Source organism: Agrobacterium vacciniicorymbosi, assembly GCF_040427045.1.
Taxonomy (GTDB): Bacteria; Pseudomonadota; Alphaproteobacteria; order Rhizobiales; family Rhizobiaceae; genus Agrobacterium.
The window spans coordinates 1-26,816 of sequence record NZ_JBETMF010000005.1; the positions used below are offsets into that span (position 1 = coordinate 1).

Below are 26,816 nucleotides of genomic sequence, written 5' to 3' on the forward strand. Positions count from 1 at the left end.
ATCGTCGCCAAACGCTTGAATACGAGTAGAATCAACACCGTGCGCCGTGTCTACAGATTTAAACCGGACAGTAGTGGCAGAAAGGCGGTCATGACGGGCCGCCTTTTTTTATGTCCACGTCCAGACAGATAACGAATTATCCCCTGCCTTAAATTTTGAAGTAGGAATGGTTTTCAGTTCAGGGCCGCGTTGAAGCATATTAAACTACTTTGAGCATTTTTTACGCAACATCGTTTCGAGTATATTTCTTCACCAAATCTTTCATTTACATTCCAATAAAGCCATCATACCATCATCATAATGCAATTTACGAATAATGAGGCCTCAGGGTGACAACCCTTGAAAACCAGCGTCCGGACTCATTGGAAGCTCTCGAAGAGCGGCTTCAACTCGATCTTCTGTGGCTGAACCTGCCGCCAAAAACATGGATGCCTGCGCTTACCTCCAACGGTCAGACTGTGCTCGATGTCGCTGTCATCGGCGCCGGTCTCTGCGGCCTCGTCACCCTTGCGGCGCTGAAAAAACTGGGCATCGAAAATGCCTGCGCTTTCGACCGTGCCTCGGAAGGCCGCGAAGGACCGTGGGTGACGTTTGCCCGCATGGAAACCCTGCGCACCCGCAAGGAAGCCGCAGGCCCGGCTTTGGGTATTCCGTCCTTGACCTTCAGAGCCTGGTTTGAAGCCCAATATGGCGCCCAGGCCTACCACGATATGGGGCTTATTCCGCGCACAATGTGGATGGACTACCTTGTCTGGTACCGGCGGGTTCTGTCTTTGAGTGTCGTGAACGATAGCGCCCTCCAGACCATGCAGCGTCGTGATGACGGGTTGATTTCCCTGTCGTTTCGAAATGGCGAAACGGTGAAAGACGTTCTCGCCCGCCGTGTCGTGCTGGCCACCGGCCTTGATGGCTTAGGCGCACCGACCATGCCAGAGGTCGCGGGTCGCGTGCCATCACGTTTCATTCGTCATGGCGCTGACTTGATCGACAGCGCGGAATTCAAAGGAAAGCGCGTTTCCGTCGTGGGTGCCGGTGCTTCTGCCATGGATAATGCCGCAGCAGCGCTTGAGGCTGGTGCGTCTCGCGTGGATATCTTCATTCGTCGCGCCGATATTCCCCGCATCGACAAATTCACTGGTGTCGGTAGCCAGGGCATGACGCAAGGTTATGTCGGCTTGCCGGATGCAGATAAATGGACCTATATGGTCGCGGGCGAAAGGGCGCAGATTCCCCCTCCCCGCCACAGTGTGCTGCGCGTTTCCAAACATCCCAACGCTTTCTTCCATCTGGCAAGTCCCATCAAAGACCTTGCGGACAATGGACACAGCGTATCGGTCGTAACACCGAAGGGACGTTACGAAACGGACCTCGTGATTTTTGCCACCGGCTTTTCCGTCGATTTTAGCAGGCGTCCTGAATTTGCGATGCTTGCGGACACAATCCAGCTCTGGCGCGATGCCTATTCGCCGCCGCTGGGCTGGGAACATGAGGGCATGGGTTCGATGCCTTATCTCGGCCCTTCGTACGAGTTTTTGGCCAAGCCCGGTGTGGAGGCAGAAACCGCCCGTGCAGTGTCCAACATATTCTGTTTTGCCTATCCCGCCGTGCCATCGCACGGAAAAATCACCAGCGGCATTCCATCGATCAGCGATGGCGCCGCCCGCCTTTCCACCGGCATTGCGCGCTCTCTTTTTGTGGAAGACCGCGCTTACCATCTGGATCGCTTCACCAATTTCGAAACGCCGGAACTGTTTGGCGACGAGTGGAGCGATGCGGATCAGCTTCAGGAGATAAACCGTGCAAATGGATGATACCAAGCCGACACTCCAGATTTTCTACGGCATTTCTTCACCATGGGCCTATTTTGGCGCGCAGAAGGCGGCAGCCGTTGCGCGAGACAATGGTGCGAAGATCAAACTTCGGCCCATTCGCATTATCGAGGCGAATGGCGGTATTCCGCTGAGAAAACGCCCGGATGCGCGACAGGCCTATCATGATGTCGAGTTGCGGCGCTGGCGGGAATATCTAGACATTCCGCTGAACCTGAAACCAAAATTCTATCCGTGCCGCACGATCGAACTCGCCGCCCAGGCCGTCATCGCGCTTCAGAATGCCGGGCTGGATGCCATTTCATTTTCCTTTGCCGTGCAACAGGCACTCTGGGCTGAAAACCGCGATATCGCCGATATTGTCACGCTGCAGGAGATCGGGCAGGAAACTTTGGGATGCGCTGCCGTCAAGCTCATCGTTGAAGAGCAGCCTGAAGCCATCGTGGCTGAATGGAACGGCAATCTGGCGGAAGCGGAACGGCTCGGCATTTTTGGAACGCCGACTTACGTGCTGGGCAAGGAATTGTTCTGGGGGCAGGACCGCCTCGATTTCGTTGACCGGGCACTCAAAGCCATCAAGCAGAAGAACGAAACATTGAAGGAACTGGCCGAATGACCGATACGCAATTGCACGACAAGGCGATCATCGTTGATGGCTTGCAGACCTGCCAGTGGAGCCGCGAGATATTCGAAGAAATGCGCGCCGGTGGTTTGACCGCCGTCAATGTCTCCTCCCTGCTCTGGGAAAATTTCCGCGAAGGCATCGCATATGTCTCGGAATGGAAGCGCTTTATCCGCGAGAATGACGACATTCTGCGCCCCGTTCGCTCCGTCGCCGATATTCATGCGGCGAAGGCCGAGGGTAAGACCGGCATCATCATCGGCTGGCAGAACACGTCGCCACTGGAAGACAAGCTGGATTACGTCGAAATCTTCAAGGATCTCGGCGTTGGCATCATGCAGATGACATATAATACCCAGAACTATTCCGGTGCCGGATATTTGGAAGAGGTCGATAGCGGCCTGACAGGCTTCGGCAAGGAAGTGCTGTCGGAAATGAACCGCGTCGGTGTGTTGTGCGATCTCAGCCATGTGGGCGACAAGACATCGGCGGATGTCATTGCGCAATCGAAATCGCCGGTGTGTATTTCACATATTCTTCCGCGTGCATTGCGTGATGTGAAGCGCAACAAGCCGGACGATCTTTTTTTGGCCTGCGCCGAAAAGGGAGGCCTGATCGGCGTCAGCCTTTTTGCCCCGGGCCTCGCAGCTGGAAATGACGCGACTGTCGAAGACTATCTCGATGCCATGGCCTACATTATCGATCTCGTCGGTGAAGATCACGTCGGTATCGGCACCGACTTTTCGCTCGACCGCCCACGCCCCGGCCCTTGGCTTTTGTGGGCCAATAAGGACAAGGGCACCGCCCGCAAGCTGACAGAATTCGGCAACGTCAAGATCAACAAGCCGAAGGGCATTGAGCGGATGACGGATATGCCCAACCTGACATCGCGCATGCTGGCACGTGGCTGGAGCGAAGAACTAGTTTTGAAACTCCTTGGCCAAAACTGGCTGCGTGTTCTGGATCGTGCCTGGACACCAACGGCCTGACAGTTGTAGTGGCGAAAATCATAAACCGCAGATATGAATAATCGACCTATTCGCAGTCACATATCACATGGCGCACATCGCCAAAAACGGAACTGGAGAGAGGAAATGAAGAAGACTATGCAGAGTGGAATCTCCAAAACCCTTCTCCGCGCCGGCGCAGTGGTTGCGGCCTTCGCGGCATTGATGGGATCGGCATCCGCACAGGATGCGTCGACAAAGGGCACAGTCAACATCGTCGGCTTCTCCGGCGTATTTGCCGATAACTATCAGAAATTCATCATCAATGCCTTTAAGGAGAAATATCCGGGCATCGACGTCACCTATCAGCAGAGCAAAAATTCCGCAGAAACGCTTGCACTGTTGACGCTTCAGCGCGCTGACCCGAAGGTTGATGTCGCGTTGATCGATGTTTCCGTTGCCATCAAGGCTAGCAAAGAGGGTATCTTTGCCAAGCTTGACGCGGCGAAGGTTCCCAATATCGCCGAAGCACCGGACTGGGCCCGCATCGATGGTGACAAGGCCATCGCCTTTTCTCAGGACAATCTGGCAATCCTCTACAACACCGACGCCGTGAAGGAACCGCCAACCAGCTGGAATGATCTGACCGACCCGAAATACAAGGGCAAGATCGCAGCAAAGCTGGGCGATACACGCGGCGTCATTCTGCTACCGATCCTCAGCAAATTGCAGGGCGCGGATTACAAGCAGACCATCGATCCCGGCATCGAGAAACTGACGGAAATCGCCCCCAATGTTTCGACATGGGAACCGGCACCGGATTGCTATGCGGTCGTCCAGAGTGGCGAAGTCGATCTTTCGATCTGCTGGAATGGTCGCGCGCAGTATCTGCATGATACACAGGGCGGCAAGATCGCAGTCGCGGCACCCAAGGAAGGCTCCATCGGCCAGACCAACACGATCGGCCTTGTCGAAGGCTCCAAGAATGCCGAAGCCGCGCAGCTTTTCGTCAATTATGCGCTGAGCGCCGAGGCACAGGCCACCTTTGCCGAAAAGAGCTTCTATGGCCCGGTTAACACCAAGGTCAGCCTACCGGATGCTGTGGCTGCTCGCATCTACGGCTCCAAGGAGGCTCAGGCCGCGCAAATGTCACTCGACTGGAACTTCGTTGCCGAGAAATATTCGGCATGGATCCAGCGCATCAACCGCGAAGTCATCGCTCTCAACTGATCTTTAAAGGAAAACTGGACGCTATGGCTGAACAGCACGTCATCATCGACAATCTCGTGAAGACCTATGCGGGCGCCCAGAAACCCTCTGTGGATCACGTCAGCTTCTCGTTGCCGCGCGGCGAGATGCTGGCGCTGCTCGGGCCCTCCGGCTGCGGAAAGACGACGATCCTGCGAATGATCGCCGGTCTCATCGACCCGACATCCGGCGCGATCAGGGTCGATGGCAAGGACGTGTCTTCCACGCCAGTCTACAAACGCAATATGGGCATGGTGTTTCAGGCCTATGCCCTGTTTCCGCATATGACGGTTGCCGAAAACATTTCCTTCGGCCTGGAAATGCGCAATGTCGGCCGTGCAGAACGGGAAGAGCGCGTCAATAAAGCGCTCGATCTCGTGAAGCTGACGGGGCTCGGTGCACGCAAGGTCGCCCAGCTTTCCGGCGGGCAGCAGCAGCGTGCGGCGATTGCCCGTTCGCTGGTTATCGAACCGGAACTGCTGCTTCTCGATGAGCCGCTTTCCAACCTCGACGCCAAATTGCGTGACGAGATGCGCGATGAAATTCGCGAAATCCAGGCCCGCACCGGCGTTACCGCCATCTTCGTGACGCATGATCAGGACGAAGCGCTCTCCATGGCGGATCGCCTTGCGGTCATGTCGAATGGCAGGCTGGAGCAGATCGGCACGCCGCGCCAGATATTCGACCGCCCACAAACCGAATTCGTGGCTTCCTTCATCGGGGCCGGAACATTCTTCGAGGGAGAAGCCGTCGAACCGGGGCTTGCCGTCGTTGATGACCTGAAAACGATACGCTTCACCGGCTCCGCGCCCGTCGGTGCCCGGGTCAAGCTGATGATCCGCCCGCACCGCCTTCGTCTTACCGAAGGCGCGGCGATTGCTAACACCTTCAAAGGCACGGTCGAGCATGTTGTCTATCGCGGGCAGATACTGACCATGAACGTGCGATGCGGCAAAAAGCTTTTGCAAGCCGATCTGCCGACGCATGCCGGCTCTCTTCCCGAAAAGGGCAGTGAAGTCACGCTTTCCGTCGCGCCTGAAGATGTCACCCTTATCGGTGAGGAAGCGCTATGAGTGCGGCAACCGACAAGCAGTCGTCCGGTGCGCCGCGCGGCGTGCTTCTCCTGCTGCTGGTGCCGGGGCTTGCAGCCCTTGTCGTCACTTTTGTCTTGCCGTTGATCTGGCTGTTTCGTGCTTCCTTTGCGTCTTCGACCATCGCTGCATTCAGCGGCGGCGACTGGACCGCGCAATCCTATTCGACTGTGGTTTTCGATCCGTTTTACTGGCGCGTGGCGTGGAACACGTTGGTACTTGGTTTCAATGTGGCCCTGTTTGCCGTCATCCTGTCCTATCCAATCGCGCTGTTTCTGGCACGCACTGAAAGCCGCTGGCGCGGCGTGTTGACGGCACTGGCGGTTGCACCTCTGCTGACGTCATCCGTTGTCCGGACTTATGGCTGGATGGTTATTCTGGGCGATAAGGGCGTCATCAACAGCACCCTGCAATCTCTATCCTTGACCGATGGCGTCATCAGGCTGACGAATAACAGCTTCGGCGCGACCGTCGCGCTTGTGGAAATTCTGATGCCCTACGCCATCCTCGCCATGCTGAGCGGGTTCGGTCGCCTGAACGCGCAACTGGAGGAAGCCGCAGCCATGCTCGGCGCCAATCGCCTCAAGGTTTTCACCCGCATCATTCTGCCGCTCAGTTTGCCCGGCGTGCTGACTGCCGCACTTCTGGTGTTCGTTCTGGCCATCTCGGCCTTCGTCACCCCACGATTGATGGGTGGCGGGCGCGTCTTCGTTCTTGGCACGGAAGTCTTCAACGAAGCGACGGTGACACTGAACTGGCCACTTGCGGCAGCGCTTTCCGTCATGCTGCTTCTTCTTTTCAGCAGCATCATTGTCATGTACCAGCGCGCGTTGCGCTCTTTGGAGGCGTGAGGCGGACCATGCGCAACAATCTCCTAGGCCGCATTACCTGGAACAGCCTGATTACGCTGCTTTATCTGTTCCTTCTAGCACCGATTATCATCGTCTTCATCATTTCCTTCGATACGCGGCAATATCTTGCATTTCCGCCCGAAAGCTTCTCGTTCGGCTCCTATGTGAAGGTCTTCGAAAACGCGAAGTTCATCTCCGCCTTCTGGCGAAGCCTGATCATCGGCGTCATCGTGGGTTCTGCCGCCGTTGTGTCCGGCATGCTGCTGTCCTTTTCGCTGGTGCGGTACAAGTTTCGCGGCAAGGGCGCGGTCAATTTTCTGATCCTGGCACCGTTTCTGGTTCCCCATATCGTGCTGGCCGTCGGCATCATGCTTGTCATTGCGCCGATTGGTCTGCTGGACAGCTACCCCGGCATCGTTCTCGCGCATCTCGGCATCACCATTCCCTATACGGTACGCACCATCACCATGAGCCTGATGGCGGTCGATATCCGTGTCGAGGAAGCTGCGCTCGTCCACGGCGCTTCACCAGCAAAGGTGTTCTGGCGCATCACGCTGCCATTGGTGCGACCGGGGCTGATTGCCGGTGCCGTCATCGCGTTTCTGATCTCATTCGATGAGGCGACAATTTCGCTGTTCATCGTTTCGGTCAAGGCATCGACGTTGCCCACGGAGATCTATCACTACCTTGAATATTCCACCGATCCGCAGATCGCGGCACTCTCCGTCATCCTCATTCTCATTTCAATTACGGTTGTCGTGGCGGTCGAGAAACTGATCGGTCTGCGCAAGGCATTATAAGATGATTGTCGAGACCAAAGCCGGACGGGTCGAAGGTTTCGAGGAAAACGGATATCACGTTTTTCTGGGCGTACCCTATGCTGCGCCCATTACGCCGGAGCGGCGTTTCATGGCGCCGCAGCCGGTTGCTCCGTGGTCCGGCGTGCGTCCGGCAAAACGCCTCAGTGACGTTTGCCCGCAAATTCCGACTTACGGGCCAGTGGGCAAGGCCGCGACCTCAAAGCTGGAATTCGGCACGGATTTTCTGACAGTCAACATCCGCACGCCTTCGCTCAGTGGCTCGGCGCCCGTGCTGGTCTGGATACACGGCGGTGGTTATGCGGTGGGCTCCGCCAATGAGGCCGTGTTGCAAAGCGGCGCTTTTGCCGCAAGCGGGATCGTGGAAGTCACGGTCAATTATCGTCTGGGCGCGCTTGGCTTTCTGCATCTCAATGGTGGTTCGCCTGATAATCGCGGGCTGCTCGATCAGATCGCTGCACTGGAATGGGTTCGCGACAATATCGCTGCCTTCGGCGGAGATGCTGAACGCGTGACCTTTGCCGGGCGCTCGGCGGGTGGCTTTTCCGTTGCAGCGGTGATGGCCATGCCAAAAGCCAAAGGCCTGTTTGCCAAGGCCATGCCGCAAAGCGGCGCCAGCACCGGCATCGCGACAATGGAGGACGCACAAAAACTCAACCGTCGTCTGTTGGAACGACTTCAGGTAACGGAAGCGGAACTGATCGATGTGCCGCTCGAAACGCTGCTGATCGCCCAGCGCGATCTCTGCAATCAGTCCTATGAGGACCATGACTTCGAGCGCGACGGGTCAGCGGCGATGTTGGGCGTTCCTTTCGTGCCTGTCATCGACGGTGTTTCACTTCCCGGTCATCCCGAGGAACTGGCTGCAAAAGGCGAGGTCGCGCAGGTGCCGATGATGATCGGCTGCACGACGGGCGAATATGTCACCCATGCCACCGCCCAGTCGCAGAACATGGATTTTTCTGATGCTGCCCGCCTGCTACATGAACGCGTACGGCCCATGGGTCTGACAGGTGAAGAGATCGTTTCGCGCTATCGTCATGCTCTTTCAGACCACAGCCCGCTCGGTATCTGGCGTGCAGTGGCGGGCGATCTGGTTTTTCAAAATCCGGCAACCCGCTTTGCGCAATTGCATTCCCGCCACAAGCCCGTTTACAAATATCTCTATGGAACGCTGGAGGCTGACGAGCTTGGTGCGCCGCATGGTGCGGAGGTCGGCGCGGTCTGGTATCGCCAAGGCATGGATGTGAACAGCCTACCCGAACGGCAGCGTTCGAGTGACACAGTATTTGCCAAGGCCATCCACGATATATGGGTTTCGTTCATCCGTGATGAGGCACCCCAAACGCCGGTTGGTTTCTGGCCGCGTTTCGCGGCCGATACACCTACCGTGCTTCATGCCGACAACGGCGATTTCCGCTTGGCGACCGATCCTTTCCAAGATAGGACAAATTTGTGGAAAGATATTCCACAAAACCATTCACGGAGAGACGAAACATCGTGACAACCATCAATCGAGCACCGCGGACCCGCCAGACACAACGCTTCTTTTCTGCCGGATGGAGTGCTGCGTGATGTCCGATTGTCTCTCCACACCGCCCATCACGCCCCTGCCCGCCTGCGAAGACCGTGACTGGGCCAGACGCGCCATCGGCATTCTTCAGGGCGATGGTCGCCGTTCTGCCGATACGCATCTTGTGAAGCCCGTATTCAAAGGCTTACGCGGCATTTCGATCTATCTGAAGGACGAGTCCACGCACCCGACCGGCAGCCTCAAGCACCGGCTCGCACGCTCCCTGTTTCTCTACGGCATCTGCAACGGCAAGATCGCGCAGGGCACGACGCTGGTTGAAGCATCATCCGGCTCCACGGCGGTCAGCGAAGCCTATTTCGCGCATCTGCTCGATCTGCCCTTCATCGCAGTGATGCCGCATTCCACGAGCCCGCAAAAGGTGGAAGCCATCGAGCGCTTTGGCGGCAAGTGCCATTTCGTGGATCGACCTTCCGAAGTCTATACCGTCGCAGAAAAGCTGGCCGCCGAGACAGGTGGACATTATCTCGACCAGTTCACCTATGCTGAACGCGCAACCGACTGGCGCGGCAACAACAACATCGCCGATTCCATTTTCGAGCAGATGAGAAGCGAAGAACATCCCGAACCCGAATGGGTGGTGATGAATGCCGGTACCGGCGGCACATCGGCGACGATCGGTCGCTACATTCGCTACCGCAACCTCTCCACCCGCCTCTGCGTGGTGGATGTTGAACATTCCGCCTTTTACGCATCCTATATGACCGGCGATAGAGACGTGACCTGCGCGACGCCATCGCGCATTGAAGGTGTGGGGCGTCCTCGCGTGGAGCCGTCTTTCATTCCTGGCGTTATCGACCACATGATCAAGATACCGGACGCCGCCTCTATTGCGGCCATGCATGTTCTTTCCGACCGGCTTTTCCGGCGTGTTGGCGGTTCGACTGGCACCAACTTCTTCGGCCTATGCTGGATTGCTGCCGCGATGATGAAGGAAGGCAAGGAGGGCTCGCTGGTATCGCTGATCTGCGACAGTGGCGACCGCTATGCAGCGACCTATTACAATCCCGACTGGCTGGCGAAGAACGGCATCGATATAACACCCTATCGCGATGTGCTGGAAACCTTTATCGATAGCGGCGAATTCAGGAGTTTCGATGCCACCGGATTACCTTGATACCCGCCAACTCGAAGCATTTGTCGCCGTAATTTCCATCGGCAGCATGACGGGGGCCGCAAAGGCGCTCGGCAAGTCGCAGCCCGTCATTACCCGCCTCATCCAGGATCTGGAACAGGAACTTGGATTTTCCGTCCTCCACAGAAACGGTCCACGCATCGCCCCGACCGAACAGGGCGTTGCCTTCTTTGCTCAAGCGGAACTGTTTCTGGGCGGTCTGCGCACAATAAGCGAAAAAGCGCGGCAGATCGACACGGCGCAGGCACGCCCCATAGAAATTGCTGCCATACCGGCTCTTGCTGCCAGCATCGTGCCGCTTGCGCTGGGGGATCTGCCCAAGGAAAATTTCCCGCATCATGTGCATGTGCAAAGCACGGCCTCGGAGAATGTCGTCCAGTCTGTGGTGGCCCGCACAGCGGATATCGGCATCGCCAGCTTACCGCTCGATAATCCCGGCATCGATGTGCACTGGATTGGTGAAGTGCCCTGCGTCGCCATCGTCTCGGAAAACAGCGAACTGGCGGCCAAAGACATTCTGCATGCCGCCGACTTGAGGGGACACAGGCTGATCGCCTCCGCGAATCCTTACCGCCTGCGCATGCGCATCGATAAGGCACTGACGGAACATGCAATCGAGCCACGCGGCGTCATCGATAGCAATGCGACCTATGTGTCGCTTTCGCTGGCGAGGGCCGGTCTTGGCGTTGCGATTGTCGAGTCCACCACCATTGCGGGCCTGCCTATCGAAGGGCTGAAGATATTGCCGCTCGATTTCCACATCCCGTTCTACTGGGGCGTCATCACCGCAACGGGCCTGCCTTTGCCGAACACGGTCAGAACCTTGATCGCCGCTATCGAGCAGCGCGCGTTCACGCTGCCCAGTTTCCGAAAGCACGACAGCCTGCCAAACCTGTATTGAGTGCCTTAGAGCGCTTCCTTGCTAAATGGAAACAGTTCTGTTGGTTCAAACGGGATCGACTGCTTGTCCGGACGGCGCGTGCCGTAGCCTTAGCATACGACCAAGCCGTCCGGGCAAGAAGACGGCCCGTTTCAACCAACCCAAAGGGCCGGGCATATTTCCGCCAGGACTAAGGCGATCGGCTCGACCGTACCTTTGGGTATGCCCTTCGCCAATCGCCTTAGCCCTGACGAAAATCTGCTCCGGCAGAACGTTTCCATTTAACAAGGAAGCGCTCTAGCCTCAGCTAGACCCTGCGACCATCCGCGCCGAAAACATGGGCGTTGGCCAGATCGAAGGACAGAGGTACCATTTCACCGATCCGCAATGGCTTCTGCCCGTCCAGCAAAACGGTGACCGGCTGTCCATCTGCGGTGTTGGTATAGATCACCGTCGATCCGCCCAGATGCTCCACCAGCTGGATATTGCCATCGCCCAGGCTGGCTGATTGTGCCTGCGGCTGAATGTGTTCGGGCCGGATGCCGAAGGTCAGTGCCTCACCATCCTTGGCCTCCAGCGGGCGATCCAGAACAATTTGCTGACCGGAGATTTCGATGGTCCGGCGCGATGTATCTGCGGCCACAAGCGTTGCGGACAGGAAGTTCATTTTTGGCGAGCCTATAAAGCCTGCCACGAACTGGTTTGCGGGATGATTATAAAGATCAAGCGGTCGCCCGACCTGCATGATGCGCCCCTCGCGCAGAACCACGATCTTGTCGGCCATGGTCATGGCTTCTACCTGATCGTGCGTCACATAGATCATGGTACTGCCGAGCGTCTGGTGAAGCTTGGCGATTTCCACACGCATCTGCACACGCAGTTCGGCATCGAGGTTGGATAGCGGCTCATCGAACAGGAAGATTTTCGGCTCACGCACGATGGCTCGACCAATGGCTACGCGCTGACGCTGCCCGCCCGACAGCGCTTTTGGCTTGCGTTGCAAGAGCGGGCCGATCTGCAGCACATTGGCTGCCTTTTGCACCCGCTCCTCGATTTCCTGCTTTTTATAACCGGCGGTCTCAAGGCCGAAGGCGAGGTTCTTGTAGACGCTCATATGCGGATAAAGCGCGTAGGACTGGAAGACCATGGCAATACCGCGCTTTGAGGCGGCGGTTTCATTCACCCGCTCACCATCGATCAGAAGATCTCCAGCCGATATCTCCTCCAGCCCGGCAATCATGCGCAAAAGCGTGGATTTGCCACAGCCCGATGGGCCGACGAAGACCGTGAATTCACCGGGCTCAATCTGAAGGTCAATGCCATGAATGACGGGGAAAGCACCGAAGCGCTTGACGATTTTGTCGAGAATAATGCTGCTTGCCATATCGTTCCTCCGCCCCGCGATTAAGGTCGCCAGCTTATGTATTTTGGATGACCTGTGGTGATGGGCAGGGTGACATCCGAATTCGTATCACTGGAGTGATAGATTGCTGCGATGAGCTCCAGAGAGCCGCGCGCATCCGATGTGCGAACCGGCGCCGGTTCGCCCTTTTCCAGCGCATGATAAAAAGCTTCCATTTGCCCGGTAAAGCGCCGACCCACAGGCGGCATGTCGGCCAACAGCGCGTCAATCTTCTGGCCAATCTCCTCGTTGGCTGGAAGGATGCGCCAAGGGCCGTCACCCGGCGAATAGGCGGCGTGATTGCTTTCGAAGGTGACATTTTCAAAAGCCAAACGTAGACGGCTGATTTCTTCCTGGGAGCCGAGTGTGGTGGTGAGAGACACCAGCGCGCCGTTCTTCATCAGCAGGCTTGCGGACACACAATCCTCAACCTCGATGTTATTGACGCGGGTATCGGTGCGGGCAAAGACGCGCTCAACCGGCCCCATGAGATAGGTCAGCATGTCGTGCAGGTGGATGGCATGTGTCATCAAGGTGCCACCCAGTTCCGTCGCCCATTTTCCGCGCCAGGGATTGTCGTAATAGGCTGCGTCCCGCTTCCAAAGCGTTTCGGCGGTGCCGACATAGGGCTTTCCGGCCAGACCGCTTTCGATGATGCGGCGGGCCTGCTGCACACCATCGCCGTAGCGATACTGATAGATCGGCATCAGAGTGCCCTTGGCACTCTTTTCCGCTGCAACGACCTCATCCAGTTCCGCCAACGAACCCGTCAGCGGCTTTTCACACACCACATGTTTGCCAGCGGCCAGAGCCTGAAGAATGAGCTTTGTGTGAATGGCCGGTGGGGTGCAGATATCGATGATGTCGATGTCTTCCATTGCCATCAATTCATCGGACGATCGGGTGCGGCCTTTCACGTTGAATTCGTCGGCAACCGCATTCAACCGCGCTTCGTCGAGGTCACACAGGACGGCAACCTGGTATTTATCCGGATGCGCCGCATATCCTTCCTCGATATGGGATCGACCAATGCCACAGCCGATGACGCCAACTCTATAACGCTTAGCCATTCTGGCGACCCTCCGCGATCTGCTGGGCTTTCAGCGCAATCTCCATCGCCGCAAAGCAGCGGGCCTGCGGCATGGCCGTTTGCGTGCGGTTGCGAATATCGTCCAGAAGCTGCGGCCCATAGGGCAATGGCACATCCGCACAATCAAAGTGCAGAACGCCGGTCTTGTCGGTCAGGAACAGGTGATTACCGCCATCGCGCCCGGCAATATCGACATTCTTGCGAATTTCGATCGCACCTTCCGTGCCTGTTATGAACAGACGTCCATCGCCCCAGCTTGGCAACCCGTCTGGCGTAAACCAGTCGACACGAATGAAGCCGTCCGCATCCCTGGTGAAAAGATGAATATCGCCGCTATCCTGCAAGCCTGGCGATTGCGGGTTTGCCCGGTTCGAGACTTTGGCCGAGAGAATATCGGCAGTATCCGAATTGGTGAAAAACAGGAACTGCTCGCATTGGTGCGACGCGATATCTACCAGAATGCCGCCATAACGCTGCCGCTCGAAAAACCAGTCCGGTCGTGTCGAGGCACGCAGGCGATGCGGCCCGAAACCGGCGGTAGAGACCACCTTGCCGATGGCACCGGCAGCAATCAGCTCGCCGGCCTTGACGGTGGCACGGTTTTCGAAATGTTCGGAATACAGCACCGAAAAAATACGGCCTGTTTCTGCCTGGACTTTTTTGACGTCATCCAATTGGGCGAGCGTCACCATCCCCGGCTTGTCCACCATCACATCCTTGCCTGCGCGCATGGCGTCGATGGCAAGAGGCGCGCGCTCATCGGGGATGGCCGCGCTGATGATGAGGTCGATGGACGGATCGTCCAGCAGTCTGCGCTTGTCATCGACACGCTGCACGCCTGAAAACGTCTCGGCATATTCCTTTGCCAGATCGTCTTCGACGGCGTGGAAGCCGACGAGTTCAGCGCCTGCATTCAACAGGCAGTTCGTCTGGCCGAATATGTGATTGTGGTTGATACCGATTGTCGCAAATCGAACGGGTTTCATTGTCCAATGCCTTGATGTGTCAGCGTTTCATGCCTGTGGTGGCGATGCCCTCGATAAGGAGGCGCTGGAAGAAGAGGAAGAAAAGGAAAACGGGGATCAGTGAAAGGTTGGACATGGCAAACAGCGCCGTCCAATCCGAGCTGCCGGTGGAATCCACGAAGGATCGAAGGCCAAGCTGCACAGTGTAGGTATTGATATCATTGAGGTAGATCAGCGGCCCGAAGAAATCATCCCAGGTCCAGATGAAGGAGAAGATGGCTGCGGTTGCCAGAACCGGTGAGGACAGCGGCAGCATGATTTTCCAGTAGATGCGGAAGGGGCTGCATCCATCCATGACAGCGGCCTCGTCCAGCTCTCGCGGAATGCCCCGGAAGAACTGCACCATAAGGAAAATAAAGAAGGCATCCGTCGCCAGATATTTCGGGACGATCAACGGGAGCGACGTGTTGACCCAGCCCATTTCCAGAAACAGGATATATTGCGGGATCAGCACTACATGATAGGGCAGCATCAAGGTGCCCAGCATCAGCGCGAACCAGAAATTCCGCCCACCGAACCGAAGGCGCGCAAAGGCGAAGGCCGCCAATGAGCAGCCGACGACATTGCCGATGGTCGCAAGCACGGCGATGAAGAACGAGTTCCAGAAGAATTGCCCGAAGGACACCTGAAGTCCGGTCCATCCACGAATATATCCGCCAAGATCAAGCGCCGAGGGAATGAGCGACGACGATCCGAACAGCTCGTCCTGTGGGCGGAAAGAGCCTGATATCATCCACAGGATGGGGTACATCATGGCGATGGATGCAAGGATCAGCGCCGTGTGCAGAAGCACTGATTTCCAAAGCGGGCGTTGCACCGCCTGACCGGGGCGAAGGGAGGTAACGGCATCAGTCATCGTAATGCACCCAATATCGCGCGCTGAGGAAGGAAAAGGCCGTGAAGAGCGAGATGATGACGACCAGTATCCAGGCCAGAGCCGAGGCATAGCCCATGCGGAAGAAGCCGAACGCTTCCTGATAAAGATAGAGCGTATAAAACAGGGTCGAGTTGATCGGCCCGCCGGACCCTTCGGAGATGATGAAGGCCGGGGTGAATGCCTTGAAGGCATCGATGGTCTGGATCACCGCGTTGAAGAAGATGACGGGTGTCAGCAGTGGCAGCGTGATGCGGAAGAACTGGCGCATCTTGCCTGCACCATCCATCTCCGCGGCCTCATACATATCCTGCGGAATCTGTCGCAGACCGGCGAGGAAGATGATCATCGGTGACCCAAACTGCCAGACCGACAGGATGACCAGCGTGTAGATGGAATAGTCAGGGTTGGAAATCCAGCTTGGACCTTCATAGCCAAACAGCTGCCACAGCACCATGTTGACCAGACCATCCGAGGCGAAAAGCTGGCGCCACAGAACGGCAATGGCAACACTGGAGCCCAGGAGCGACGGTAGATAGAAGACGGCGCGGTAGAGCGTCAGCCCTTTCATGCCGCGATTGAAAGCCATCGCCACCATCAACGCGAAGATGAGCTTCAGCGGAACGGAGAGAAGGACGTAGGTGAAGGTGACCTTCATGGCGGCTGCGAACTTCGGGTCTGCCGTGGCGATCCGAACGTAGTTCGAAGCGCCGACCCAATCCGGTGACTGCAGCAGATCGTAATTCGTAAAGGAGAGATAGAGCGAGGCCAGAGCGGGGCCGAGCGTCAATCCAAAAAAGCCGATCAGCCAGGGCAGCAGGAAGACGTAGGCGTGGACGTTGCGATCGAACATCTTTCGCAGTCCACCCTTGGGAAGAGCCGCAGAGCGGCCCTCCCTTGCTATCGTATCGGATCGAAACGCCATTGATCGTTACTTCCGTTTGATAACTGTTTCCGCTTCTGTAACGAGCTGCTTTCCGCCCTGCTCCGGCGTCATTCTGCCGAAAGCAACTTCTTCGGCAGTCCGCTTGAGCACGAAAGCAAATTCACCCGCGCCCGGAGGCGGTGCTGGTGGCAGTGGTCCGACGCCCGGCGTAACCTCGGCAATATATTCGACCATGGCTTTGCTGACGTCGTTGAGTTTGGGGCTGAGCTGGTTACGCATGGATTCCGAGGCCGGGACGCCGCGCTCCACGCCCAGAATATCCACGCCTTCCGGCACGGCCACGAGGAAGTTGATGAACTCGACGGCTGCCTCGATACCGGCACTGCCATTCGCCACGCTCATCAGCATCGATGGCTTGAGATAATGACCGGACGGAGAATCCTTGGAGACCTTGGGGTAGGAGGTGATCGAGAGCTTGGCCTTGTTGACCGCCTGATAACCGACGAACTGGTTGGAATGGGCGAAGGCTGTTGCGGCCTTGCCTGTGGTCAGGGCGTTGCTTTCGATGTTCAGCTGGTCGAGAGCTTGAATATCGGCTGGCACGCAGGCGCCTGCCTTGCGCATATCGGCCCACATGGTGAACCAGTCACCTGCATCCTTAGCGTTATAACCGAGTGCGCCCTCTTCACTGAAAAGCGCCTTGTTCTGCTGGCGAAGCCAGTTTTCGAAACTCGGCTCGACTCCGCTGGCATCCGCCGTAGCGAAATAGCCGGGCTTCGGTTTGTTCTTGCCGAATTCCGTGGCGCTTTTGACGAATTCTTCCCATGTCTGCCCGGCGCTCGGCGGCTTGACACCGGTCTTTTCCCAGCCCGCCGCATCATAAAAGACCGCACTGGAGTTCACGCCGAGATTGATGCCGTAAAGTTTCCCATCCACGCGGCCTGAATCGATATTCGGCGCACCGAAATCATCGATTTTCAGAGCCTTGCCAAGATACTCATCCAGCGGGGCGAGAGCGCCGCGGCGGGCATATTCGAAAATGTAGCGATAATCCATCTGGATCAGGTCCGGCGCATTGCGACCCGCGACCTGAGTGGCCAGACGCGGCCAATAATCCGACCACCCCGCAAACTCGCCAGCAATGGCAAGGTCAGGCTTTACCTGCTTGTAAGCCGCGATTGCCTTGTTGGTGCGGTCTGCTCGTTCCTGCGAGCCCCACCAGAGCAGGCGAAGGCGGGCTGCCTGTGCGAAAGCGGGTCCTCCACCCACCGTCGCCAAAGACAAAGCCGCGAGACCCGCTGATAGAACAGCACGTCTTTGAAGCATCATGGACATTGGCAACTCCTCCCTAATTGACTGCCAAATTGAATGATGATGGTAAACAGCGCTTGCCGTTTTATAACTATCTGGTTACATGGGATCATTGATCAGCAACATTGTCAAGCGGCCATTAAACATGGATGACACCGGCAAAACAGTTTCGGAAAAAGCAGACGACGAGCCCGTTCAAAAGGCGGCACCGGCGCGCAAAAAAGCTGCCGCTCAATCTCGCAATCCGGAACGTACCCGTGCCGCCATTCTGGAAGCCGCCCGTCGCGAGGTCGCGGCCAAGGGGCTCGCAGGTGCGCGCATCGATGTGGTGGCAAGACGCGCAGGCACCAACAAACGGATGATCTACCACTACTTCGGAGACAAGGATGCGCTCTATCTGGCGGTGCTGGAAGACGCCTATCAGCACATACGCAATGCAGAACACAGGCTTGATCTCGCCCGAAAACCGCCGGTGGAGGGCCTTCGGGAACTTGCCCTGTTCACATGGCATTATTTTCTCGACCACCCGGAATTTCTCAGCATTCTGGCGACGGAAAACCTTAATCAGGCCAGATACTTGCGCCAGTCCGACTTCATACCGGAAATGCATTCCAACTTCATTTCGGAGTTGAAGGACGTTTTGCGGCGCGGCGAGGGAACCGGCGATTTTCGGCCCGGGCTGGATCCTGTTGACGTATATCTGACGATCGCGTCGCTCGGATTTTTCTATCTTTCGAACCGCTTTACGCTTTCTACGATCTTTCAGCGAGACCTTGCAGCACCCGCCGAACTGGAGCGTTGGGGCCAGCATATCGTGAACACAGTTATTGCTGCACTGCGGCCAATCTAAGCGGTCATTCCAAATTACCCAACAAGAACAACCATTCTTATCTTCGCACATGCGAAATATCGGAAGTTAGGGTAGCCGCGACGAAACCAGACAGATTTTCCTGTGTCATTTCCCCGGTCAATTTTCGCATCAAAATCCTCTTGACAGAAACAACCTTTCGCGACCACAAATAACCAAATGGTTACAAATTCTAACCGGAAGACTGCGCCCTGACGGGAGTGGGGCGCTCTTGGAGGAGGTTTCATGCAACGTATCGGCGTCATCATGCACGGCATCACTGGCCGCATGGGATATAATCAGCATCTCGTTCGCTCCGTTCTCGCGATCCGCGATCAGGGCGGCGTAACGCTCAAAAGCGGCGAGAAGGTCATGCTTGACCCTATTCTGGTGGGTCGAAATGGCGAGAAGATCGAGGCTATTGCCAAAAAGCACAATGTCGCCCGCTGGACGACGGATATCGATGCGGCACTGGCCAATCCAGATGACACGCTGTTTTTCGACGCTGGGACTACTCAAATGCGCGGCAGCCTTCTGACCAAGGCGATCAAGGCCGGCAAGAATGTGTATTGCGAAAAACCCATTTCCGATAATATGGAAGAGGCAATTGCCGTGGCGAAGCTAGCCGAAAGTGCTGGCATCAAGCATGGCGTGGTGCAGGACAAGCTTTTCCTGCCCGGCCTTCGCAAGCTGGCCATGCTGCGCGACAGCGGCTTTTTCGGCAAAATTCTCTCCGTGCGCGGAGAGTTCGGCTACTGGGTTTTCGAAGGCGACTGGCAACCGGCCCAGCGCCCCTCCTGGAACTACCGCGCAAAAGACGGTGGTGGCATCATTCTCGATATGCTGTGCCATTGGCGCTATGTGCTGGACAACCTGTTCGGCGAAGTCAAAGCCGTCAGCTGCCTTGGTGCAACGCACATTCCGCAGCGTTTCGATGAACAGGGCAACGCTTATGTCGCTGACGCGGATGATGCCGCCTATGCGACGTTCGAACTCGAAGGCGGTGTCATTGCCCACATCAATTCATCCTGGGCCGTCCGCGTTCGCCGTGATGACCTCGTCACTTTTCAGGTGGATGGCACCCATGGCTCTGCCGTTGCTGGCCTGACAAAGTGCTTCACGCAGCACCGCACCAACACGCCGAAGCCCGTCTGGAACCCGGACCAGCCGCAGACCATCGATTTCTACAAGACCTGGCAGGAAGTGCCGGACAATGTCGTCTACGACAACGGCTTCAAGGCACAGTGGGAAATGTTCGTGCGGCATCTGGTCGATAATGACCCATGGCCATATGGGATGATGGAAGGCGTCAAGGGTGTTCAGCTTGCCGAACTCGGTCTGAAATCCTGGAAGGAGCGCCGCTGGCTCGACGTTCCCGCCATCGCCTGAGGAGGTTCACATGACCCAACTCAATCTGCCTACACAAGATCGCTCGATTGAGCTTTACACGCTGAGCGGCACACCCATTGCTCTGGAAAAACGCAGTGCCGCAGATTTCAATCGCATCGCCTTTGCCGCTGCCCATGTGGTGGCCGACCCGTTTGCCGATAACGACCCCTGGCTGACACCGGCAATCGATTGGGACGCCACACTTCGCTTCCGGCACAGGCTGTGGGATTTGGGTCTGGGCGTGGCGGAAGCCATGGACACGGCCCAACGCGGCATGGGGCTGGCATGGCCGCAGGCGCAGGAGTTGATCTCCAGAGCCTTGAAAGAAGCCGCGAGCCGGAATGATGCGCTGATTGCCTGCGGTGTTGGCACGGATCATCTGACCGGCACCGGTTACAGCCTCGACCAGATTGTCGATGCCTATCAAGAGCAGCTGGATTTCGTGCAGGGCGAAGGTGGTCGCGTGATCTTGATGGCAAGCCGCGCGCTGGCCGCAAGTGCAAAATCGCCCGATGATTATCTGGAAACCTACGCCCGCGTGCTGGCGCAGGCCAAGGAGAAAGTCGTCATCCACTGGCTCGGTGAAATGTTCGACCCCGCGCTTGAAGGCTATTGGGGCGCTGGCGACCACATGGCTGCGATGGACACCTGCCTTGAGATGCTCAAGGCAAACGCCGACAAGATCGACGGCATCAAGATTTCGCTGTTGTCGAAAGAAAAGGAAATCACCATGCGCCGCCGCCTGCCAGCGGGCGTTCGTATGTATACGGGCGATGACTTCAACTATGCGGAATTGATTGCGGGCGACGAACACGGGCATTCCGATGCCCTGCTCGGCATTTTCGATGCGATTGCTCCGGCAGCGTCCAAGGCGTTGGCGAGCTTGAAGCGCGGGGCAAATAACGAGTTCTTCGATATCCTCGAACCGACCGTTGCCCTATCGCGGCACATCTTCAAAGCCCCTACGCGCTTCTACAAAACCGGCGTCGTATTCCTGGCCTATCTCAACGGATTGCAGGACCATTTCACCATGATCGGCGGGCAGGAAAGCACGCGATCCACCCTCCATCTCGCCGAGCTTTTCCGGCTGGCGGACAAGGCAAATGTGCTTGCTGACCCGGATGATGCCACGCGACGCATGAAGGCTATTCTCTCGGTCAGGGGTGTGCATTGAGATGGCTGGAGCGCCAACATTAAGGGTCAAGGATACCTCGATTTTCGAGCGTCGCCTGACCATGCGCATGCCGTTCCGTTTCGGAGCGGCGACAGTAACCGAAGCCGCGCAGATTTTTCTCTCCATCGACATCGAGGATGCGCAGGGGCGGATCGCCACTGGCTATTCCGCCGAGTTGATGGTGCCAAAATGGTTCGACAAAAACCCTACCCTCAGCAATGCGGATAATGAGCAGCAGCTACGCCGCTCGGTCCACATGGCGGCAGCACTTGCCAGAGAAACTCCTGCTTCCTCAGCCTTCGGTCTTCACTCAACGCTGGAACCACAGCAGCACGCGCAGGCAGCATCGGAAAATCTCAACGGGTTGATCGCCTCGTTCGGTCTGGCACTTGTGGACCGCGCCATTCTGGATGCACTTTGCAGGCTGCATGATCTGCCTCTGGTGGATGTCATCACATCCAATCTGCCCGCCATCGACCTGTCGACTACACCCGATCTCAATGGGTTTGAGGTGGCCGGTTTTCTAAAGCAACTGAAACCACAGAAGACTCTCTATCTACGCCACACCGTCGGTTACATCGATCCGCTGAACCCACAGCAGATAAGCGGGCCTCGTCGCGATGATGGCTTGCCCGAGTGCCTGAGCGAAGAGATCGAGACCTACGGCATCAAGTATTTTAAACTGAAAGTTTCCGGCAGGCCGCAGGAAGATACGGAACGATTGAAGGATATTGCCGCTGTTCTCGACCATTTGCCGGCTTACAAGGCCACACTGGATGGCAACGAACAATTTGCCGATGAGGCATCTGTCATCGAATTGATCGACCGCATCGAGAAAGAGCCCGCACTCGAAAGGCTGCGGCAATCGCTACTTTTCGTGGAGCAGCCGATCATTCGTACTGTGGCACTGTCTCAACCTGTCAAGACGCTGGCCAAGCGGGTGGCGCTGGAAATCGATGAATCCGACGGCACCAAGGACGCGTTTCTCGAAGCGCGCGAACAGGGCTATCTCGGCGTCTCCTCCAAATCCTGCAAGGGTTTTTATCGCTCGTTTTTTAACAAGATGCGGGTGGAGAAATGGAATGCGGAAACGGGTGGTGGCTATTTCATGTCGGCCGAAGATTTGACGACACAGGCGGGCATCGCCGTGCAGCAGGATCTGGCACTGGCATCGCTTCTCAACCTCGGACACATCGAGCGCAACGGGCACCATTATGTCGATGGCATGCAGGGCGCATCGGTCCCGGAGAATGCCGCATGGCTTTCCGCCCATGGCGATCTCTACCGCGATCATCAGGGGCGTGCGCGCTTGACGATCCAGAACGGCCAGCTTTCGCTGGATACGGTTCTGGCAGCCAAGGGTCTTGGCGTCGCGCAAGCCGCTGCGCAGGCAACATTTCAGACGCTTCAAGAACAGGAGAATGCCGGATGAGCCTTGAAGGTCTTTCGATCAATTTCGCCACCATCAAGCAGGGCGGATCGTTCGGCACGCTGGTGGATGCCTGCCTTGCCAAGGGCATCACCACCATTTCCCCCTGGCGAGACCAGGTGCACGGCGTCGGTCTGGACGAAGCGGCGCGCATCGTGGCACAGAATGGCATTCGCCTCAGCGGACATTGCCGTGGCGGATTTTTTCCCGCGCCAGACGCGGATGGACGCCGCAACGCCATCGAGGACAACAAGCGCGCCGTCGATGAGGCTCAGGCCTTGAATGCCGATTGCCTTGTGCTGGTGGTCGGTGGCTTGCCTGCCGGATCAAAAGACATCAAAGGCGCGCGGCAGATGGTGGAGGACGGCATGGCAGAGCTTCTGCCCTATGCCAGACAGGCCCGCATTCCGCTTGCTATCGAACCGCTGCACCCGTTTTACGCGGCAGATCGCGCCTGCTTCAACACACTGAAGCAATCGCTCGACCTCTGCGACAAGCTGGGCGACGGTACAGGCGTCGCAATCGACGTCTACCATGTCTGGTGGGACCCGGAGCTGGAAGAACAGGTTGCCCGCGCCGGGCGCAATGGCCAGATTTTTGCGCACCACATCTGCGACTGGCTGGTGCCGACAACGGACCCGCTCAATGACCGTGGCATGATGGGTGACGGTGTTATTGACCTCAAGGGCTTCCGCCGCATGATCGAAAAGGCTGGTTTTTCCGGCCCGCAGGAGGTGGAGATATTCTCCTATAACTGGAATGCGCGGCCTATCGATGAAGTGCTGTCGACCGTCGTTGAGCGTTATCAGACTGTCTGCCAGCCATAAATCGAGCTTCATCGAACAACATCAAAAAGGGCGCGTAATCCACGCGCCCTTTGTTTTGTTTCATCGCTTTGAAGCGATTACCGTTCCTTGGTCACGACTTCGAAACGCGAATACCAGGGGCTGACGATCATGCCTTTGACATCGCTGCGGTAAGCCGCCGTATCCACTACTTCCGAGAAGGGCTGGATCGAAATGACGAGCTCATCCATATAGGCCTGAATGTCTTCGTACGCCTTGGCTTGCTTGGCAGGGTCGCGTTCGACAAGTGCCTGCTCGATCATCTTGTTCAGCTTTTCATCGTAGAAGCTCGTGCGCCAGCCCTGATAATTGGTGAGCTTTGCCTCATCGGCATTGTTCGGATTATAGACCATGGCGCGCAGATTGTTATCCGGGTGCGGCTGCTGACCACCGCCGCCACGACCGACGAGCAATTCGAACTTGCGGTCGCGCATCGCGCCGTAAATCTGGTCGCCGGAACCGCTGATCAGTTCAGCCTGAATACCAGCCTGGCCCAGCGTGTTCTGGATCGCAGTAGCCGCCTTCATGAACGGATCTTCCGAGAGCACGCGCAGCGTCGTTTTGAAGCCGTTTGGATATCCGGCTTCAGCAAGCAGAGCCTTTGCCTTTGCGATATCCAGCTTGAAACCTTCGTCCGGCAGAGCGCCCAGAACGCCGGTGCTGATCGGGCGCTGGTGAAGCTTGCCGTAATAGGGCATGACGGCCTTATCCAGACCTTCATAATCGATCAGATAACGAAGGGCTTCGCGCACTTTCTTATTGGCGTAACGCTCGTCCTTCATCGAAACGCCAAGGTAATAGAAGCCCGAACCCGGCGTGGATTCGATGGCAATTTCCTTGTCGGCCTCAAGTGACTTCAAGTCCGGCGCCTGCAGAGAGTAGGCAACATCGATGTCACCTTTTTCCAGCATGAGGCGCTGCGACTGCGATTCTGGCAGATGCCGCATCAACACCCGCTTCATCGCAGGCTTTTCACCCCAGTAATCATCATTGCGGGTGAGGATGATGAACTCGTTGGATTTCCATTGCCCCAGTTTGAAAGGACCAGAACCTGCGGAATTCAATGTCAGCCAACCGGCTCCGAGATCTCCGTCTTTCTCGTGTTCCAGCACGGCTTTGCTGTCGATGATCGAACCCGGTCCGTTCTGGCCAAGGATCATCAGCAACAGGTTCGGGTCATCCGGCTTTGGCATGTTCAGGACAAATGTGTACTCATCCTTGGCAACGAACAGCTTGTCCGCATCCTCGACCTTGTAACCGCGGGTTTTGAGGAAGGAAGACTGCGCCAGATTGCGTGTCAGAACACGCTTCAGGCTCCAGGCGACATCATTGGCCGTGACCGGATTGCCGGATGCAAACTTTGCATCCTTGCGCAGGTGAAACGTGATTGAGTTGCGATCTTCGGAGATTTCCCAGCGCTCGGCAAGGCGGGGCTGAACGCTTCGGTCTTTCTCGGAGAGAATGACCAGTGTGTCATAAACGTTATTCAAAACCTGAACGGTCTCGCGACCCGTGATGGCGGCAGGGTCGAGCGTCAGAATGTTGCTCATGGTCGTTGCAACGACCAGCTGATCCTTCGGCGTTTCCGCCAGAGAACTCAGCGGCATGGCACCGATCAACAAGGCACCGAGCGCTACTGTTGTAAAAAACTGTCTCATGTTTCCTCCCAATGAGCCGTGTTTCATGACGGCGTTCAAATTACGATCAGGCCACACTCCTCTGCAGCGATGCTGATCAGCACAAAATGGCGCGAACGGGTGCAACAAGCGCCCGCCCTATTTTTGCAGTTGTCTCGGCGTCGAGGTGAACGCCATCGACCGATGACGCGCGCGCAACCGTACCTGCATCGAAAAATGCGCAGTTGGTTTCACCGGCAAGCTTCTCGTAAAGCGGCGCCAGACGTTCAGATTCGGCAATTCTACGTCCTGCCGCAGGCGCACCGGCTGGCCCGGCAACACACGGCGGCGGTGCGACGATAAGCACTTTCGGCAGCGCAGAGCGCGGCTTGTAGGGAAAAGTCTCCACGATCTGGGCCAAGCGTCGAATGCCTGATACCGCCGTTTCAGCCTGTCCGCCGTGAACGGGTTTCAGATCATTTGTTCCCAGCATGATGATGACGAGATCGAGCGGCATGTGGCTGGCCAGCGCAACTTCCAACGCTTTTGCACCGTTACGGCAGGCCGGGCCAGCATGGTCGTCATAGCAAGTGGTGCGCCCGCCCAGGCCTTCCGCCAGAACCTTTGCCTCACCTGCAAGCTCGGCCTCCAGCACTTCCGGCCAGCGATATTGCGGCGGGTGGCGCAATCCGGTTTCCGGGTCTGCGCCCCATGTCAGGCTATCGCCAAATGCAAGTATGGTTTTCATCGCAACATTACCTTATGCGGTTGTTCTCGATGAAATTGAAATCTATGTCCTCACCAAGACCGGGACGATCCGGCACATGCACAAAGCCGTCCTTATCCATCGGGTCGGACAGCGACTTCAGGTAATCGAAGCCATCATCATATTCGAGGAAGGGGTGCAGCAATCCGCGCTCATACCAGCGGCAGTTCTTCGTTGCGGCCACCACATGCAGGTTCATCGCCGTATTGCCGTGGACCTCGCATTCCACGCCAAAGGCTTCGGCTAAATGCATCGTCTTCAGCGCGGGCGTGATGCCGCCGACGTCGTTGACGCCGGTTCTTAGAATATCGCAGGCACCCGCCTTCAACCACTCAGCGCGGTGCCAGTGCTTACCAGCAGCGCTTTCCGGACCAACAACGGGAATGTCGAGATTATCGGCAAGCCATTTGTAGGATGACATGGATTGTTCATCCATAGGCTCTTCGATCCAGTCAAAATCCAGCTTCTCTAGACCACGACCCAGCGCCAGTGCGTCCGTGCGCGAATACCAGTGGAAGGCATCAATCATGAGGCTGATATCCGGACCGACCGCTTCGCGAACGGCGGCGCAGGCCTTCAAATCCATCTTGACGTCAGGAGCCCAACTGACAGGTGGCATCCAGGTGTGCAGCTTGATGCCCTTATAGCCGCGCTTGACCAGCGTCTCAGCGAAACGACCATAGTCTTCCGGCGTCGCAAGACCGCCCTCAAGCTCATCACCGCACATGATCGAGCCATAAGCGAGCACCTTGTCGCGATAACCACCGATCAACTTGTATACAGGTTGATTAAGCGAGCGACCTGCCAGATCCCAAAGCGCACAATCTACGACGGCCAAGGTGCGGTCGGTCAACTGGGCCGCAGAGCCGCGCTGCCAGTGGGCAAGATCCTGCCACAAGCGCTCACGGTCGCGGTGATCCTCGCCGATCAGCACCTTTTTCACGAATTTCTCGATGACATGCGGTCGCACGATCTCCGGCGCCGTAAAGGAGTGGCCTTCTTTGCCGTCTTCGGTGCGAATCGTCAGCATCGCCTGCTCCACCTGATGCGCAGGACCGGGATGAGCATGGCCGGCGCTATCGGAATGGCGACGCGTGGTCGTCTTGAACACCCGCACTTCGACGTCGGTAATAATCATCTGTCCTCCCAA

General features: G+C 57.0%; 24 protein-coding genes. 15 read left to right on the forward strand and 9 right to left on the reverse strand.

What is annotated here, in order from left to right:
• Positions 1–329 precede the first annotated feature (329 nt).
• The 10 genes from ABUK73_RS09250 (at position 330) to ABUK73_RS09295 (ending at position 11,033) form a co-directional block, all read left to right on the forward strand.
• The gene (locus ABUK73_RS09250; RefSeq protein WP_353577019.1) at positions 330–1,811 is read left to right on the forward strand and encodes an NAD(P)/FAD-dependent oxidoreductase; all 1,482 of its coding nucleotides are present in this window, start codon (positions 330–332) and stop codon (positions 1,809–1,811) included.
• Positions 1,804–2,445 (forward strand): 2-hydroxychromene-2-carboxylate isomerase, encoded by a 642-nt coding sequence (locus ABUK73_RS09255; RefSeq protein ID WP_353577020.1) that lies wholly within the window; start codon positions 1,804–1,806, stop codon positions 2,443–2,445. Before ABUK73_RS09250 ends, ABUK73_RS09255 begins: the two co-directional genes overlap by 8 nt.
• Positions 2,442–3,440, forward strand: a complete 999-nt coding sequence (locus tag ABUK73_RS09260) for a dipeptidase (protein ID WP_353577021.1) — start codon at positions 2,442–2,444, stop codon at positions 3,438–3,440. The genes ABUK73_RS09255 and ABUK73_RS09260 overlap by 4 nt, the downstream gene beginning before the upstream one ends.
• Positions 3,441–3,545: 105 nt before the next feature.
• Positions 3,546–4,628, forward strand: a complete 1,083-nt coding sequence (locus tag ABUK73_RS09265; protein WP_353577022.1) for an ABC transporter substrate-binding protein — start codon at positions 3,546–3,548, stop codon at positions 4,626–4,628.
• A gap of 23 nt (positions 4,629–4,651) precedes the next feature.
• The gene (locus ABUK73_RS09270) at positions 4,652–5,719 is read left to right on the forward strand and encodes an ABC transporter ATP-binding protein (RefSeq protein WP_353577023.1); all 1,068 of its coding nucleotides are present in this window, start codon (positions 4,652–4,654) and stop codon (positions 5,717–5,719) included.
• On the forward strand, positions 5,716–6,588 hold the full coding sequence (locus ABUK73_RS09275; protein ID WP_353577024.1) for an ABC transporter permease: 873 nt from the start codon (positions 5,716–5,718) through the stop codon (positions 6,586–6,588). The genes ABUK73_RS09270 and ABUK73_RS09275 overlap by 4 nt, the downstream gene beginning before the upstream one ends.
• A gap of 8 nt (positions 6,589–6,596) precedes the next feature.
• Positions 6,597–7,388, forward strand: a complete 792-nt coding sequence (locus ABUK73_RS09280) for an ABC transporter permease (protein WP_113086537.1) — start codon at positions 6,597–6,599, stop codon at positions 7,386–7,388.
• Between the two features lies 1 nt (position 7,389).
• On the forward strand, positions 7,390–8,910 hold the full coding sequence (locus tag ABUK73_RS09285) for a carboxylesterase/lipase family protein (protein ID WP_353577025.1): 1,521 nt from the start codon (positions 7,390–7,392) through the stop codon (positions 8,908–8,910).
• 70 nt (positions 8,911–8,980) lie between these two features.
• Positions 8,981–10,114, forward strand: coding sequence for a PLP-dependent cysteine synthase family protein (locus ABUK73_RS09290; protein WP_353577026.1), 1,134 nt, complete (start codon positions 8,981–8,983; stop codon positions 10,112–10,114).
• Positions 10,095–11,033: a LysR family transcriptional regulator gene (locus tag ABUK73_RS09295; protein ID WP_353577027.1), complete on the forward strand. Its 939-nt coding sequence runs from the start codon at positions 10,095–10,097 to the stop codon at positions 11,031–11,033. The genes ABUK73_RS09290 and ABUK73_RS09295 overlap by 20 nt, the downstream gene beginning before the upstream one ends.
• 286 nt (positions 11,034–11,319) lie before the next feature.
• On the opposite strand, the gene ABUK73_RS09300 is transcribed toward ABUK73_RS09295, so the two are convergent.
• From ABUK73_RS09300 to ABUK73_RS09325, 6 genes are all read right to left on the reverse strand, one after another.
• Positions 11,320–12,396 (reverse strand): ABC transporter ATP-binding protein, encoded by a 1,077-nt coding sequence (locus ABUK73_RS09300; protein WP_353577028.1) that lies wholly within the window; start codon positions 12,394–12,396, stop codon positions 11,320–11,322.
• A 20-nt stretch (positions 12,397–12,416) separates the two neighbouring features.
• Positions 12,417–13,484 (reverse strand): Gfo/Idh/MocA family protein, encoded by a 1,068-nt coding sequence (locus ABUK73_RS09305; RefSeq protein WP_353577029.1) that lies wholly within the window; start codon positions 13,482–13,484, stop codon positions 12,417–12,419.
• Positions 13,477–14,490, reverse strand: coding sequence for a Gfo/Idh/MocA family protein (locus ABUK73_RS09310; protein WP_353577030.1), 1,014 nt, complete (start codon positions 14,488–14,490; stop codon positions 13,477–13,479). Before ABUK73_RS09310 ends, ABUK73_RS09305 begins: the two co-directional genes overlap by 8 nt.
• A gap of 19 nt (positions 14,491–14,509) precedes the next feature.
• Positions 14,510–15,385 (reverse strand): carbohydrate ABC transporter permease, encoded by an 876-nt coding sequence (locus ABUK73_RS09315; RefSeq protein WP_353577031.1) that lies wholly within the window; start codon positions 15,383–15,385, stop codon positions 14,510–14,512.
• The gene (locus ABUK73_RS09320) at positions 15,378–16,256 is read right to left on the reverse strand and encodes a carbohydrate ABC transporter permease (RefSeq protein WP_454892355.1); all 879 of its coding nucleotides are present in this window, start codon (positions 16,254–16,256) and stop codon (positions 15,378–15,380) included. Before ABUK73_RS09320 ends, ABUK73_RS09315 begins: the two co-directional genes overlap by 8 nt.
• 78 nt (positions 16,257–16,334) lie before the next feature.
• Positions 16,335–17,624, reverse strand: a complete 1,290-nt coding sequence (locus tag ABUK73_RS09325) for an ABC transporter substrate-binding protein (protein WP_113086545.1) — start codon at positions 17,622–17,624, stop codon at positions 16,335–16,337.
• A 121-nt stretch (positions 17,625–17,745) separates the two neighbouring features.
• On the opposite strand from ABUK73_RS09325, the gene ABUK73_RS09330 reads away from it, so the two are divergent.
• The 5 genes from ABUK73_RS09330 to ABUK73_RS09350 all read left to right on the forward strand — a co-directional run bounded on the left by ABUK73_RS09330 (position 17,746) and on the right by ABUK73_RS09350 (position 23,266).
• Positions 17,746–18,450, forward strand: a complete 705-nt coding sequence (locus tag ABUK73_RS09330; RefSeq protein WP_353577033.1) for a TetR/AcrR family transcriptional regulator — start codon at positions 17,746–17,748, stop codon at positions 18,448–18,450.
• 243 nt (positions 18,451–18,693) lie between these two features.
• Entirely contained in the window at positions 18,694–19,836 is a 1,143-nt protein-coding gene (locus tag ABUK73_RS09335; RefSeq protein WP_353577034.1) for a Gfo/Idh/MocA family protein, read from the forward strand.
• Positions 19,837–19,846: 10 nt separating this feature from the next.
• Entirely contained in the window at positions 19,847–21,010 is a 1,164-nt protein-coding gene (locus tag ABUK73_RS09340; protein ID WP_353577035.1) for a dihydrodipicolinate synthase family protein, read from the forward strand.
• A 1-nt stretch (position 21,011) separates the two neighbouring features.
• The gene (locus tag ABUK73_RS09345; RefSeq protein WP_353577036.1) at positions 21,012–22,442 is read left to right on the forward strand and encodes an enolase-like domain-containing protein; all 1,431 of its coding nucleotides are present in this window, start codon (positions 21,012–21,014) and stop codon (positions 22,440–22,442) included.
• Entirely contained in the window at positions 22,439–23,266 is an 828-nt protein-coding gene (locus tag ABUK73_RS09350; protein ID WP_353577037.1) for a sugar phosphate isomerase/epimerase family protein, read from the forward strand. Before ABUK73_RS09345 ends, ABUK73_RS09350 begins: the two co-directional genes overlap by 4 nt.
• A gap of 77 nt (positions 23,267–23,343) precedes the next feature.
• Here the strand turns inward: ABUK73_RS09350 and ABUK73_RS09355 are convergent, their stop codons facing one another.
• The 3 genes from ABUK73_RS09355 to ABUK73_RS09365 form a co-directional block, all read right to left on the reverse strand.
• A complete protein-coding gene (locus ABUK73_RS09355) occupies positions 23,344–24,942 on the reverse strand; it encodes an ABC transporter substrate-binding protein (RefSeq protein WP_353577038.1) in 1,599 nt (532 codons plus the stop codon).
• 76 nt (positions 24,943–25,018) lie between these two features.
• Positions 25,019–25,648 carry an SGNH/GDSL hydrolase family protein gene (locus tag ABUK73_RS09360; RefSeq protein WP_353577039.1) on the reverse strand — a complete coding sequence of 210 codons (630 nt, stop codon included), beginning with the start codon at positions 25,646–25,648 and terminating at the stop codon, positions 25,019–25,021.
• A 7-nt stretch (positions 25,649–25,655) separates the two neighbouring features.
• Positions 25,656–26,804: a mandelate racemase family protein gene (locus ABUK73_RS09365; RefSeq protein ID WP_353577040.1), complete on the reverse strand. Its 1,149-nt coding sequence runs from the start codon at positions 26,802–26,804 to the stop codon at positions 25,656–25,658.
• Between the last annotated feature and the right edge of the window lie 12 nt (positions 26,805–26,816).